Genomic DNA, 13,040 nt, shown 5'->3' with positions numbered 1-13,040 from the left:
GGCGCTCGCCGCATGGCAGAACACCTCGCTGCATCCTTGTTTTCGTAAGTTCCATCAGCCATCACCCGCGCATCGGCATCGTGTAGTCTCGATGCGCCATCGAGGCGCGACAGATAGCCCGTCGGCAGCGGGGCGACTGGAGCCCCACATTCGTCCCCTCGTCTGTCTCAGCGCTGCAAGTCCGCCGTGAGCTCACGCAAGGCGGCTTCGTCCAGCGTTTCGCGCTTGAGCAGCTCGTGCGCGCAGCGCTCGAGCACGGGGCGGTTGCGCGTGAGGAGGTCGGTGGCCGCATCGAACGCCTGCATCACGATGGCGCGGATTGCTTCGTCGATCTGCTGCAGGGTCGCCTGGCTCGCCTGCGGGCCGCTCGGGCCAAATTGCGGCAGGTCGAGGAACTGCGCGCGCGGCGGCTCCCAGGCGACGTAGCCTAGCGATTCGACCATGCCGTAGCGCGTGACCATGTCGCGCGCGATGTCGGTGGCCTTGGCCAGGTCATCCGAGGCGCCCGTGGAGAGCTGCCCGAACACCAGCTTTTCTGCCGCGCGCCCGCCCAGCAGCACCGAAATCTTGTGCTCCAGCTCGGGGCGCGTCATCAAGAAGCGATCCTCCGTGGGCCGCTGCAGGGTGTAGCCCAGGGCGCCAATGCCGCGCGGGATGATGGACACCTTGTGGATCGCCTGATCCTGCACCAGCGCCAGCGACACCAGCGCATGCCCCATTTCGTGCCAGGCCACGACTTCACGCTCGTGCGGGTTGAGCACGCGGTTTTTCTTTTCGAGCCCGGCGACGATGCGCTCGATCGCGGCCGTGAAGTCGGCCAGCGTGACGAGCTCGGCGCCGCGCCGCGTCGCACAGAGTGCGGCCTCGTTGCACAGATTGGCCAGGTCGGCGCCAGAAAAGCCCGTGGTCAGCGCCGCCACCTGCTCCAGGTCGAGCGCCGGATCGAGCTTGATCTTGCGCACGTGCACCTGGAGGATTTGCACGCGCCCGTTTTTATCCGGCCGATCGACGAGCACCTGCCGGTCGAAGCGGCCCGCGCGCAGCAGCGCCGGGTCGAGGATTTCGGGGCGGTTGGTCGCGGCCAGCAGCACCAGGCCCGAGGAGCTGTCGAAGCCGTCGAGCTCGACGAGCAGCTGGTTCAGCGTCTGCTCGCGCTCGTCGTGCCCGCCCACGAGGCCCGCGGCGCCGCGCGCGCGGCCCAGCGCGTCGAGCTCGTCGATGAAGATGATGGCCGGCGCCTTGGCCCGCCCCTGCTCGAACAGGTCGCGCACGCGCGCCGCGCCCACGCCCACGAACATTTCGACGAATTCCGAGCCCGAGATCGAGAAAAACGGCACCCCGGCCTCGCCCGCGACGGCCTTGGCGAGCAGCGTCTTGCCCGTGCCCGGCGGACCCACGAGCAAAATGCCCTTGGGCAGGCGCGCGCCCAGCCGCCCGTAGCCCTTGGGGTCTTTGAGAAAGGCCACGACCTCCTGCAGCTCGGCCTTGGCCTCATCGACGCCGGCCACGTCGGAAAAATGCACGCCCGTGTCCTGCTCCACGTACACCTTGGCGCGGCTCTTGCCGATGCTCATGAAGCCACCCATGCCGCCCTGCTTTTCGGCAATGCGCCGGAACACGAAGTACCACAGCGCCAGAAACACCGCCGCGGGCGCCACCCAGCTGATGATGTCGCGCAGCAGCGTGCTTTCGACCACGCGCGTGTAGGGCACGTCGTACTTCGACAGGCGCGCCGCCAGGTCGGGCTCGACGCGCGTGGCCACGAGCACCGTCTTGCCGTTCGCCTCGGGCTGCTTGAGCCGCCCCGTGAGCGTGCGCTCACCGATCACCACCTCGGCCACCTTGCCATCGGCAAGCGCCTTTTCAAACTCGCTGTAGGGCACGGGCTCGATCTGGCGCGTCTGCCAGATCGACTGCAGCGCAAACATGGCCAGCAGGGCGATCAGCCAATAGGTCGCATTCCAACGGTGTTTGGAATCCATGGTTCGCTCCTCTTTGTGGTTTTTCGCCCCGAAAAAATGGAGGCCGGTCATCGTAACTGCAAGGCAGGTCGCCCTCGATAGCGCGCTTCCCCACCATGAGACAGTACCACCGGCATGCCTCAGCACCCTACAGAAACATGTGGATATTGGGTTTTTTCATCCGCCAAAGCTCCCCGCCTGCTGCTATGGTTCGCCACTTGCCGCGTGTTTGACCAGCCTTCTTCAGACGCCGCCGCCCTTCCTCCTCGCCTCGCACCCCCCCATGACAGCCCCCACCACGATCCAGCTCATAGGCGCCGCCCTGTTCGGCCTGGCCGTGCTGCACACGTTTTCGACCAAGCTCTTCGAGCACCTTGCGCACACGCAGCCGCGGCATGCGGGCATCTGGCATCTGCTGGGTGAGGTCGAGGTGGTGTTCGGCTTCTGGGCCATGGTGTTGATGCTGTGCATGTATGCCCTGCTGGGCACGCACGAGGCCACGGCCTACCTGGAGTCGCGCAATTTCACCGAGTCCATGTTCGTCTTTGCCATCATGGTGATCGCGGGCACGCGGCCGGTGCTGGAGCTTGCCGGGGCCAGCGTGCGCCTGGTGGCGCGCTTTGTGCCGCTGCCCGATGGCATGGCGATGTATTTCCTCGTGCTGGCCTTCGTGCCGCTGCTGGGCTCGTTCATCACCGAGCCCGCTGCCATGACGCTGGCGGCGTTGATGCTGCGCGACCTGCTGTTTGCGCGCGAGGTGTCGTCCAAGCTGAAATACGTGACGGTGGGCGTGCTGTTCGTGAACGTCTCCATCGGCGGCACGCTCACGCCGTTTGCCGCGCCGCCCGTGCTCATGGTGGCCACACCCTGGAACTGGGACTTGTGGTTCATGCTGGGCCACTTCGGCTGGAAGGCGGCGCTGGCCGTGGTGTTCAACGCCGCTTCGGCGATGCTGCTGTTTCGCGCCGAGGTCGCGCACATGTCCGCCAAGCCTGCGCGCAAGCAAGCCCGCGTGCCGCTGTCCGTGGTGCTGGTGCACTTGCTGTTTCTGGCGCTGGTGGTGGTGTTTGCGCACCACCCCACCGTATTCATGGGCCTGTTTCTGTTTTTTCTGGGCTTTACTGCGGCGTACCCGCAGCACCAAAACCCGCTGATCCTGCGCGAAGCCCTGCTCGTGGCCTTTTTCCTTGCGGGGCTGGTGGTGCTGGGCGGCTTGCAGCAATGGTGGTTGCAACCCGTGCTCACAAGCCTGGACTCGGATACCGTGTTCTTCGCAGCGGCGGCGCTCACGGCCATCACCGACAACGCTGCGCTGACCTATCTGGCCACCTTGGTCGAAGGGCTGAGCCAGGACTTCAAAATCTCGCTGGTTGCCGGGGCCGTCACGGGCGGTGGCCTGACGTTGATTGCCAACGCCCCCAACCCCGCCGGCGCCGCCATCCTCAAGGAAAAGTTCGCCGACAACGCCATCCACCCGCTGGGCCTGCTGATCGCCGCCCTGCCGCCCACGCTCGTGGCCGTGCTGGCGTTCCAGGTGCTGTGAGCCCAGATTGTTCATGAGGAAATTGGGGTCAGATTCCAATTATTCCTTCGCCCCATCACCTCCGCCAATAATTGGAATCTGACCCCAATTACTCCCAATTACTCAAGTTCTGCCCTTATGCCGAAGGCCGAGCACAGCGAAGGCCTGTGTGGTATCCCCGCCCTTCTGTATGCGCCGAGGAGCGCAGCGCCCGGCGGGAAAAGGCGCGCGATTGTTTGAGCGAAGCGAGTTTCGCGCGACCCCGCCGGGTGCGAGCACCGCAGGTTGCCCTGACCGCCACCAGGCGGGCAGGGACGCAGACAGCAGGGTCGCCTTCTTTTGCCTTCTTTTCTTGGCGAGACAAGAAAAAAAGAAGGTGCGCCGCCGGGCGCACATCCCGGCACCCGCCCTGTGCCCCATCCCCCGTGCCCGAAATTGGAATCTGACCCCAATTTCCTATGACCCCAATTTCCTACAGTGCCTCGTCCACACGGTCATTGGCCGTGCGAATACTGCAGCAGGGCGTTGATCAGGTACAGACCGAGCAGCGCGATGCTGGCCCAGCTGCCCAGGTGCAGCACGCGCGAGACAGGCCGGTACGCCAGCGCCACCACCACGGCGCCGCTCATCACGCAGGCGCACAGCGCAGACAGCACGTGGATGGGCGCCACGTGCAGATACAGCACCCCGGGGCGAAAGGCGATGTCGTCTATGGCCAGGATCAAGATGTCGAACAAATTGCTGCCGAGCAGGTTGCCCACGGCCAGGTCGATGGCACCTATGCGCACGGCCCCCCAGGTGGTGGCAAGCTCCGGCACCGAGGTCGCCATTGCCACGAACAAGGTGCCCACGAAGGAATCCGACCAGCCCATGATCCGCGCCAGCTCCACGCCGATCAGGGGCAGCCAGATGCCGCTGCCCACGATCACCATGGCCGCGAGCGCATAGCCGGTCAACGCCACTTTGAGGGATATGGCGGGGCGCTGCGCCTCGGCCGCAGGGCGATTGCGCTGCTCTGCGAGGTACATGGTGCGCATGGCCAGGGCATACAGTGCCAGCAGCACCAGACTGCCCCAGCTGACATGGCCCGCGCTGGGCAGAAAGCCTTGGGTGCTGGCCAACATCACCAGCGCTGCCATGGCCAGCAGAATGGCGCCAAACCCCGCCGACAAAATGTGCCCGCCACTGGCCACGGCGTACAGGGCGCCGCGGCGATAGACCACATCCGCCAGCGCCAGGATGGCCAGGTTGAACACGCAACTGCCCAGGACGTCGCCCGCCGCCATGTTGGGAGATTGCGCCACCGTGACTGCGCTCAGGCCCGTCACCAGCTCCGGCAACGAGGTCACAGTGCCTACCAGAATCACGCCCACCCAGCTGCGCGACAGGCCCGTCCACGCCGCGATCGCATCGCCATAGCGGATCAGGCGCACACCGGCAAAGCCGATCACGACCACGCACAACGCGAATTGCAGCCACACTTCCAACCATGCAGGCATGACGTCTCCTCTCTCGGCCAATGCCGGGGGAGTTTAGAGCCTGCACCATTGCCTGACCGATTCGCTTGCCCCTGCGCGCAGCAGCGCGCTCCGGATCAGCATCAAATCGGGACTTTGTGCAGAGATCACGTAGGCTATCAGCTATCTATTCAATAGTGCACCACAAACGCCGCCATGATGCTGCGCTGCACCGGCGCGCCGTAGGACTGGATCACGGGGCTTTGGCGCGCGCTGCTCGCGAGCTTGCCCCATGAGAAGTCGAGCGCCACGCCGGTGTGTGCGCTCGTGGGCACGAAGGCCTGGTAGTCGAGCGTGTATTGGCTGGCTCCGCGCCCCGGCGCGTAAGGGCTCTGGCCCAGCGCCGCGGCGCTGGCCGCATCGAGCCCGAAAAAGCGCCGCATGCCCCGGCCGTTCATGCCCTCCACGCTGCCTTTGATGCTGTGCTCGACGTAGCCCAGGCGCGGCAAGTCCCATTCGGCATACAGGTCGCCATAGACCACGCCCGTGGCCTGGAGGTCGCGGCGCCAGCGCAGGCCCAGGCTCAAGGGCTCCATGGGGGCGTATTCGAGATAGACGCCGGCCTGAGCCGTGGTGTCGAACGTAGGCAGTTGGGACGCGGCGCTGCCCAGGTCGTGGCGCGAGCGGCCCCAGGTCAGCGTGCCGACCAGGCCGCCGTGCCAGTGCTGGCCGTGCAGCAAATCCACGCGCAGGCCGTCGGTGGTGGAAAGCTCGACGCGGTCCTGCCAGTTCAGGTCCACGTAGGGAATGGGGATGGTGCGCTGGCTCTTCGCGCCCAGCCAGCGCGGGTAGCGCTGCGCGCCCAGGCCCAGCGTGTAAGCAAACGGCTCGGTTGGCGGCTCGGCTGCCTGCGCGGTGGTGGCGGGTTCGCTGCCGGACTTGGTCTCGTCGGCCGCTGCGGCACCGTCGGCGCGCGCTGGAACTTGTAAAAGAATAGCTGCCAGCGCAAGTCCGGCCTGCGTTACGGCACTAAATGACTGTAAACGGGCAAGCATGGGCAGGGTTGACTTGGCGGCGCAGGCGGTGAAGAAACACAAAAACGGATGCAGCACACTAACTGTGCCCAGCCTTCAAAATGCCTACGGGCGCAGGGTCTGCGGGGGCATTGGGGACTTTGGGCACGTCGGCGGCCCTGCGCGCGATACTCGCCGGCCATGTGTGCCGCCCTGCCCTGCGCGCCGTCCGTGCCGTCTGCATCTGCCGAGGCGCCCGCCGACGCACCCACCTACGCCTGCGCGCTCGAGCCGCCGGGGCTGCTCGGGCATTTTCTGGCGCACCCGCCCGAGGGCTTTTCAGCGCGAACGTTTGCGGGCGGCGTGCCCGGCTTCGTCGCCGACTTCGACTTGCTCACCACGGCCGACGAACAGCTGCTCGCCACCTTGGCCCAATGGCCGGGCCAGCGCGCACTGCGGCGCCTGCTGACCTGGCGCACCTGCTTTGCGGGCAGCACGGTGAGCGAGTATCTGCCCCTGCCCGCGCACACCACACAGCACACCGCGCCCGCGGCGCTGGTCAGCGCCCTGCTGCAAGACTGGCAGCGCAGCACGCGCCTGCTGATCCTCAAGGACATCGCGCTGCCCACCGAGTTGCTGCCCGAAGACGAAGCCCGCTACGCCGGCGCCTTGCTGCAGGCCTGTGCCGCGCAGGGCTTCGTGATCGTCGAGGGCCAAGCGCTGGCTTATGTGCCCATCGACTTTGCGAGCGAGGACGAATACCTCGCGCGCCTCTCGAGCGGCCGGCGCAAGAACATCCGCCGCAAACTGCGCGCGCGCCAGGGGCTGCACGTGCAGGTGCTGACCACGGGCGATGCCTGCTTTGCCGACGAAACTTTGCTCGCGCGCCTGTACGCGCTGTACCAGCAGGTCTATGCGCAAAGCGAGCTGCACTTCGACCGCCTCAGCGCCGGGTTTTTCCGCGCCGTGCTGCAGGATGCGGCGCTCGACGGGCGCATGTTTTTGTACGCCACGGCAGCGGGCGAGCTCGTGGGCTTCAACCTGTGCTTCGTGCACCGCGGCATGCTGATCGACAAATACATTGGGCTCGATTACGCCTTGTCGCGCCAGCACAACCTGTATTTCGTGAGCTGGATGGAAAACCTGGCCTACGCGCGCACGCACGGCCTGCGCCACTACGTCGCAGGCTGGACCGATCCGCAGATCAAAGCCTACCTGGGCGCGCGCTTTGCGCTCACGCAGCACGCCGTGTACGTGCGCAACCCGCTGCTGCGCGCCGCGCTCGCGCGCCTCGCCCACTGGTTCGAGCGCGACCACGCCTGGTTTGCCGATGAAGGCCATGAGCTCCACGAACGCCGATGACCACCGATGACCGCAACCACCGCCCTGACCGCTCCCGCGCCGCTGGTGCTTGACCTCGACGGCTCGGTGCAGGGCATCGACGGTGTGGCCGGCATGGGGCCGGCACTGCGCGTGCCGCTAGGAGCCTGGCAAGAGGCAATGCGCTTTGGCTGCGGCTGGCGCTGCTGGGCAGCCTTCTGCGCGCACGCCGAGGCACTGCTTGACGCGCTCGTGCCTGCAGCGCACGGTACGGTGCTGCTGGGCAGCGGTGACTTTCACCACCTGAGCCACTGGCTGCTGCAGCGCGTGCCTGGCAGCGCACCCTTCGACGTGGTGGTGCTGGACAACCACCCCGACAACATGCGCTTTCCGTGGGGCATCCACTGCGGCTCGTGGGTGCACCACGCAGCGCGCCTGCCGCGCGTGCGCCGCATCGACGTACTCGGCATCGGCTCGGGCGACGTGGGCTGGCGCCACGCCTGGGAAAACCACCTGCTGCCGCTCGCGCGCGGCAAAGTGCGCTACTGGAGCGTGGGCGTGGACCTGCGCTGGACGCGCGCGCTCGGCCCCGGCGCGGCCTGCCGCAGCTTTGCCACGCCCGCGCAGCTGCTCGACGCCTTTTGCATGGAACTGCACGCGGGTGACGCGCCCGTGTACCTCTCCATAGACAAGGACGTGTTCAGCCCCACGGTGGCGCACACCAACTGGGACCAGGGCTGCTTCGACCTGCCCGCAGCCCTGCGCGTGATCGCGGCGCTGCGCGGGCGTATCGTGGGCTCGGACATCACGGGCGAGGTCTCGATCCACCCCTACCGCACGCGCTGGAAGCGCTGGCTCAGCGCGCTGGACGCACAGCCGGCCATCAGCGCGGCGCAGCTGCAGACTTGGCAGGAGGAGCAGGCGCAGGTGAATCAAAGCTTGCTCGCGGCGCTCGCGCAAAGCCGCATAAGCTATTGACAAAATAGCTGCCAGCGCTTGATATACCTACCTTGGAGGGCGATTTGGCCAAATTTTTGGGTACATGCACCTTTCGCTGCCGACCCCAAGCTTTTCTTAAGTATCCGTCCCTAGCATGACCTTCAACCCAGATTGTCCATGAGGCGGTGCTTCGCACCTACGCGGGCACTGGCGGACGTCTGACGGTCATTTTGGCCGCGGCTTCGGCGTCCATGGCACCGGCCATGGACTTCTCACCCGCGACCAAACTGCCTCGCCAGCCGCCTCGCCATCGTCCCGCGTCCTCATGAACGATCTGGGTTCAACGCAACGATGTTCGGAGGTCAACCATGCCAACCACCCTGTGTCCTCAGCGGCGCAAACCTGAAACCATGTCCACGCAGGAGCTCGTCGAAGTGGCCTGGGTGCGCAAAGACGAGCCGGGTGCCGAAGCTGTGGGGCGCTTCGTGCAGGCCATTTACCTCGAGCGCTATGGCGCGCGCATCGCCTTGCCGGCGGGGCCTTTTCTGGTGCTGCGTGACCCGCACGGCCGCGTGCGCGCCGCATTGGCACTGCGGCGCGGACAGGCGCCGTTTTTTCTCGAACACTACCTGGACGCACCGGTCGAAACCGTTTTGCCCGGCGCCAGCGCAGCGCGCGAGACCATCGTCGAAGTCGGCAGCCTGGCGGCGGACATCACCGGCGGCGCGCGTGCGCTGGTGGTGACGCTGACGGCCTTTCTTGCCGCGTGCGGCATGCAGTGGGTGGTGTTCACGGCGCGGCGTGAGCTGCGCAACACCTTTGCACGGCTGGGCATTGAGCTGCATGCACTGGCGCCGGCGCAGGCCGAACGGCTGCCCGGCGGCGGGCGCGATTGGGGCACGTACTACGCGGACGACGGCGCGCCGCAGGTCATGGCCGGCGCCGTGCCGCAGGGCGCGATGGCGGTGCGCAAGGCGGTGGGCGACGTGCCGGCGCCTTTGCTTGCGCTGTGGCTGCGCGGGCTGGCGCTGGGCTGCGGCCTGGGTGCGCAAGACCTCGCGCGGAGAGCCCAATGTCCGCATTGATCGACGCCTTGCAGCACTGGGCGCGCGTGCAGCCGCATGCGGCGGCGTGGGAAGGCGCGGCGCTCACGCTCGACTTCGCTGCGGCTGCGCAGCAGGTTGCCGCATGGCAGGAAAAGCTGCTGCCCCTGCGCGGGCGCGGCATCGCGCTCGCGCTCGACAATTCACCGGCCTGGGCCGTGTGCGATCTGGCGGCGCTCGCGGCGCAAGTGCCCGTCGTGCCGCTGCCGGGGTTTTTCTCGGCGCAACAGCTGGGCCACGTGCTCGCCGACTCCGGCGTCGAAGCCGTCGTGACGGACAGGCCACAAGCCTTCGCCGCCTTTGGTACGGGCGCGCCGATCGTCGCGCTGGGCGAAGTGGCCGGCGTGCCCTTGTGGGCCGTGCCTTTGCAACCCACGGCGCCGCCCTTGCCGGCAGGCGTTGCCAAAGTGACCTACACCTCGGGCACCACGGGCACGCCCAAAGGCGTGTTGCTGCGCCGCGAGGCCCTGGAGGCGGTGGCCCGGTCGCTGGTGTGGGCCGCAGGCGTCGGCGCGCAGGACCGGCACCTTGCCGTGCTGCCGCTGGCCGTGCTGCTGGAAAACGTGGCCGGCCTGTACGCCCCTTTGCTCGCGGGCATGACGACGGCGCTCTGGCCGCTGGCCGACGTGGGTTTGCGCGGCGCGGCCGAGGTGGACGCCGCGCAGCTGTGGCAGGCGCTGCAGCGCGCGCGCCCCGGCACCGTGGTGCTCACGCCGCAGCTGCTCGCCGCGCTGGTGGCGCAAGTCGAGCAGCGCGGCCTGCCCACCCAAGCGCTGCACTTCGTGGCCGTGGGCGGGGCCAAGGTGCCGCTGCGCCTGCTCGAGCGCGCGCAGGCCGCGGGCCTGCCGGTGTTCGAAGGTTATGGCCTGTCGGAATCGGCCTCGGTGGTGGCCGTGAACCGGCCCGGCGCCGCGCGCATGGGCAGCGTAGGCCAGCCCTTGCCGCACGCCCAGGTGCGCGTGGCTGCGGACGGCGAGCTGTGGGTGCGCGGGGCGGTGTGTGCCGGCTATTTGCGGCAGGCCGCACCAGCGCTGGACGCCGGCTTCTGGCCCACGGGCGACATCGGCGCTTTTGATGAGGATGGTTTCCTGTTCCTCACGGGGCGCAAGAAAGACATTTACATCACGGCCTTCGGGCGCAACGTGGCCCCCGAATGGGTCGAGGGCGAGCTCACGCAGGTGCCCGGCATCGTGCAGGCGGCCATGTTTGGCGAAGGACGTGCGCGCAACGCCGCAGTGCTGCACACGAGCCTGGAAGACGCGGCGCTCGCCAAGGCGCTTGCCGCGGTGAATGCCCAGCTGCCAGATTACGCCCAAGTGCACGCCTGGGTGCGGGCGCAAGCACCTTTTTCCATAGCAAACGGGCAGCTCACGCCCAACGGCCGCCTGCGCAGGCCGCAGATTCAGCAAGCCTACGCCGCGCAGCTGGCGCAGGCATGGTCTGACGATGAAGGAGCACTCTGACATGGGTTTTTATGCCGAACTGCTGGCCGGTACCGAGGCCGAACGCGCGGAATTCCTCGCGATCCCGCTCTTTTCCGCCGCCGTCGCGGGCCAGGTGAGCCTGGCCACGTACCAGGCGTTTTTGACGCAGGCCTACCACCACGTCAAGCACACCGTGCCCTTGCTGATGGCCGTGGGCGCGCGCCTGCCGGAGCGCCTCGAATGGCTGCGTGAAGCGGTGGCTGAATACGTGCGCGAAGAATACGGCCACCAGGAATGGGTGCTGGACGACATCCGCGCCTGCGGCGGCGACCCCGAAGCCGTGCGCCACGGCGCGCCGGCGCTCGCCACCGACCGCATGGTGGCCTACGCCTGGGACACGGTGATGCGGCGCAACCCGGCGGGCTTTTTCGGCATGGTGCTGGTGCTCGAAGGCACGAGCGTCAACCTCGCCACGCGCGCTGCGCGGGCCATCCAATCGGCCCTGCAGCTGCCCGATGCAGCGTTTTCGTACCTCACGAGCCACGGCGAGCTGGACCAGAGCCACATCGGCTACTTCGAGCACCTGATGGAGCGCCTCGACGACCCAGGCGACCAAAGCGCGGTGCTGTGGTGCGCGCGGCAGATGTACGGTTTGTATGGCGACGTGTTTCGCAGCGTGCTGCAGGCGCCGCAGGCATGAAAACCTTTTTTTGAGGAGGCCCCATGGAATTGCGCAACAGACGGATATTGCTCACGGGCGCGAGCGGCGGCATAGGCTCGGCGCTGGCGCAGCGCCTCGCGGCAGCGGGCGCGCGCCTGGCGCTGGTCGGGCGGCGGCACGAGGCCCTGGCGCGGCTCGCGTCCGGCCTGCCGGGGGCGAGCATCGTGGTGGCCGATCTCGCCACGGCGGCCGGCTGCCGCGCCGCGGTCGAACAGGCCAAGGCGTCGCTCAGCGGCGTCGATGTGCTGGTGCACCTCGCAGGCCAGGGGAGTTTTCGCTGCTTCATCGACGAAGACGCCGACGCCATGGAGCAGATGCTGCGCACCAATTGCGCCTCGGCGATGTGGCTCGCGCAGGCCGTGCTGCCGCAGATGACGGCACGCGGCGACGGCCAGCTGGTTTTTTGCGGCTCGGTGCTGGGTGCGCTCGCGTTGCCGGGCTACACCGTGTATGCGGCGAGCAAGTTTGCGCTGCGCGGCTTCAGCGAAGGTCTGCGGCGCGAGCTTGCCGACAGCGGCGTCAGCGTGACTTACGTGGCCCCACGCGCGGTGCGCACGGCACTCAACCCGCCCGAGGTTTACGAGATGGCCAAGGCCACCAGGATGGCGGTCGATACGCCCGAGGCCGTGGCCGAGCAAATCCTCGCCGCAATGCGCCGCGACGCCCGCGAGGCGGTGCTCGGCTGGCCCGAATCCTGGTTCGTGCGCCTCAATGCGCTGTGGCCCGCGCTGGTGGACAGGGCCATGCGCAAGCAGGCCGAGGTGGTGCGGCGTTTTGCCAAACCGCACCCCACGCAGCAAGCGCAGCCAGAGCAGCAAACGTCGTAACCCATTGCAAAGGAGCAAAACATGCCATCCAAACGCCACGCCATCGGGGCATCGCTCATGGTAGCCCTGTGTCTGGGGCTTTCCACTGCGGGCCACGCCGAAGACACCGCAGCCAGTCCGACAGCGGCAGCGGCGATAGCGGCCGCCACGACGCCCGAGCAGGCCGTGCGAACCCTGCAGCAGCAATGGGCCGTGGCCAACTACCAGCGCCAGGGCAAGGAGCGCGTCAAGGCGCTCGAAGCGCTGGCCGAGCAGGCGCGTGAAGCCGCAAAGCGCTTTCCAGACCGCGCCGGCGTGCTTACCTGGGAGGCCATCTGCCTGGCCACCTACGCGGGCTCCTTGCAGGGCTTGAGCCAGTTGCGCGCCATCGGCCTGGCCAAGGAAGCGCGCGACCGCCTGCTCGAAGCCGAGGTGCTCGACCCGAGCGGCTTTGGCGGATCGATTCCGACCTCGCTGGGCAGCCTGTACTTCCAGGTGCCCGGCTGGCCGCTTGGTTTTGGCGACGATGAAAAAGCCGAGCAATACCTGAAGAAAGCCCTCGCGATCGACCCGAACGGCATCGACGCGAATTATTTCTACGGCCTGTTCTTGATGAAGAAAAAGTCCTACCCCGAAGCCAAGGCCGCGCTCGAAAAGGCGCTCGCCGCGCCGCCGCGCCCCGACCGCGCACTGGCCGACGAAGGGCGCCGCAAAGAGATCAAGGCCGCCTTGGCAGACTTGGCGCAAAAAACAGGCGCCAGCGCAAACTGAAGC

The 13,040-nt window shown here is 67.4% G+C and carries 11 protein-coding genes; 8 read left to right on the top strand and 3 right to left on the bottom strand.

The features are described from left to right. Positions 1 to 167: 167 nt before the first annotated feature. Positions 168 to 1,982 carry an ATP-dependent zinc metalloprotease FtsH gene (gene ftsH, locus PYV55_RS06330; RefSeq protein WP_275849828.1) on the bottom strand — a complete coding sequence of 605 codons (1,815 nt, stop codon included), beginning with the start codon at positions 1,980 to 1,982 and terminating at the stop codon, positions 168 to 170. Positions 1,983 to 2,244: 262 nt separating this feature from the next. On the opposite strand from ftsH, the gene PYV55_RS06325 reads away from it, so the two are divergent. Further along, entirely contained in the window at positions 2,245 to 3,504 is a 1,260-nt protein-coding gene (locus PYV55_RS06325) for a putative Na+/H+ antiporter (RefSeq protein ID WP_275849827.1), read from the top strand. 473 nt (positions 3,505 to 3,977) lie between these two features. Here PYV55_RS06325 and PYV55_RS06320 read toward each other — a convergent pair whose 3' ends face one another. Together PYV55_RS06320 and PYV55_RS06315 are read right to left on the bottom strand one after the other, a co-directional pair. Next, entirely contained in the window at positions 3,978 to 4,982 is a 1,005-nt protein-coding gene (locus tag PYV55_RS06320) for a sodium:calcium antiporter (protein ID WP_275849826.1), read from the bottom strand. Positions 4,983 to 5,131: 149 nt separating this feature from the next. Continuing rightward, positions 5,132 to 5,995 carry a MipA/OmpV family protein gene (locus PYV55_RS06315; protein WP_275849825.1) on the bottom strand — a complete coding sequence of 288 codons (864 nt, stop codon included), beginning with the start codon at positions 5,993 to 5,995 and terminating at the stop codon, positions 5,132 to 5,134. A 189-nt stretch (positions 5,996 to 6,184) separates the two neighbouring features. On the opposite strand from PYV55_RS06315, the gene PYV55_RS06310 reads away from it, so the two are divergent. From PYV55_RS06310 to PYV55_RS06280, 7 genes are all read left to right on the top strand, one after another. Next, positions 6,185 to 7,315, top strand: a complete 1,131-nt coding sequence (locus tag PYV55_RS06310) for a GNAT family N-acetyltransferase (RefSeq protein WP_275849824.1) — start codon at positions 6,185 to 6,187, stop codon at positions 7,313 to 7,315. 6 nt (positions 7,316 to 7,321) lie between these two features. Then, entirely contained in the window at positions 7,322 to 8,251 is a 930-nt protein-coding gene (locus PYV55_RS06305) for an arginase family protein (protein WP_275849823.1), read from the top strand. A gap of 329 nt (positions 8,252 to 8,580) precedes the next feature. After that, positions 8,581 to 9,297, top strand: coding sequence for a thermostable hemolysin (locus tag PYV55_RS06300; RefSeq protein ID WP_275849822.1), 717 nt, complete (start codon positions 8,581 to 8,583; stop codon positions 9,295 to 9,297). Next, positions 9,285 to 10,778 carry an AMP-binding protein gene (locus PYV55_RS06295; RefSeq protein ID WP_275849821.1) on the top strand — a complete coding sequence of 498 codons (1,494 nt, stop codon included), beginning with the start codon at positions 9,285 to 9,287 and terminating at the stop codon, positions 10,776 to 10,778. The genes PYV55_RS06300 and PYV55_RS06295 overlap by 13 nt, the downstream gene beginning before the upstream one ends. Before the next feature lies 1 nt (position 10,779). Then, entirely contained in the window at positions 10,780 to 11,439 is a 660-nt protein-coding gene (locus PYV55_RS06290; RefSeq protein WP_275849820.1) for an iron-containing redox enzyme family protein, read from the top strand. Between the two features lie 23 nt (positions 11,440 to 11,462). Beyond that, positions 11,463 to 12,287: an SDR family oxidoreductase gene (locus tag PYV55_RS06285; protein WP_275849819.1), complete on the top strand. Its 825-nt coding sequence runs from the start codon at positions 11,463 to 11,465 to the stop codon at positions 12,285 to 12,287. Between the two features lie 21 nt (positions 12,288 to 12,308). Then, positions 12,309 to 13,037: a tetratricopeptide repeat protein gene (locus tag PYV55_RS06280; protein ID WP_275849818.1), complete on the top strand. Its 729-nt coding sequence runs from the start codon at positions 12,309 to 12,311 to the stop codon at positions 13,035 to 13,037. The last annotated feature ends 3 nt before the right edge of the window (positions 13,038 to 13,040 follow it).

It is taken from the genome of Extensimonas soli (assembly GCF_029211265.1).
GTDB classification, from domain to species: domain Bacteria; phylum Pseudomonadota; class Gammaproteobacteria; order Burkholderiales; family Burkholderiaceae_C; genus Extensimonas; species Extensimonas soli.
The sequence above is the reverse complement of the archived record's forward strand: the minus strand, read 5'-3'. Positions and strand labels throughout refer to the sequence as shown.

Excerpts from the sequence above, each read along its gene's own strand:
- ftsH (WP_275849828.1), bottom strand. The coding sequence starts at position 1,982 with ATGGATTCCAAACACCGTTGGAATGCGACCTATTGGCTGATCGCCCTG.
- PYV55_RS06325 (WP_275849827.1), top strand. The coding sequence starts at position 2,245 with ATGACAGCCCCCACCACGATCCAGCTCATAGGCGCCGCCCTGTTCGGC.
- PYV55_RS06320 (WP_275849826.1), bottom strand. The coding sequence starts at position 4,982 with ATGCCTGCATGGTTGGAAGTGTGGCTGCAATTCGCGTTGTGCGTGGTC.
- PYV55_RS06315 (WP_275849825.1), bottom strand. The coding sequence starts at position 5,995 with ATGCTTGCCCGTTTACAGTCATTTAGTGCCGTAACGCAGGCCGGACTT.
- PYV55_RS06305 (WP_275849823.1), top strand. The coding sequence starts at position 7,322 with ATGACCGCAACCACCGCCCTGACCGCTCCCGCGCCGCTGGTGCTTGAC.
- PYV55_RS06300 (WP_275849822.1), top strand. The coding sequence starts at position 8,581 with ATGCCAACCACCCTGTGTCCTCAGCGGCGCAAACCTGAAACCATGTCC.
- PYV55_RS06295 (WP_275849821.1), top strand. The coding sequence starts at position 9,285 with ATGTCCGCATTGATCGACGCCTTGCAGCACTGGGCGCGCGTGCAGCCG.
- PYV55_RS06290 (WP_275849820.1), top strand. The coding sequence starts at position 10,780 with ATGGGTTTTTATGCCGAACTGCTGGCCGGTACCGAGGCCGAACGCGCG.
- PYV55_RS06285 (WP_275849819.1), top strand. The coding sequence starts at position 11,463 with ATGGAATTGCGCAACAGACGGATATTGCTCACGGGCGCGAGCGGCGGC.
- PYV55_RS06280 (WP_275849818.1), top strand. The coding sequence starts at position 12,309 with ATGCCATCCAAACGCCACGCCATCGGGGCATCGCTCATGGTAGCCCTG.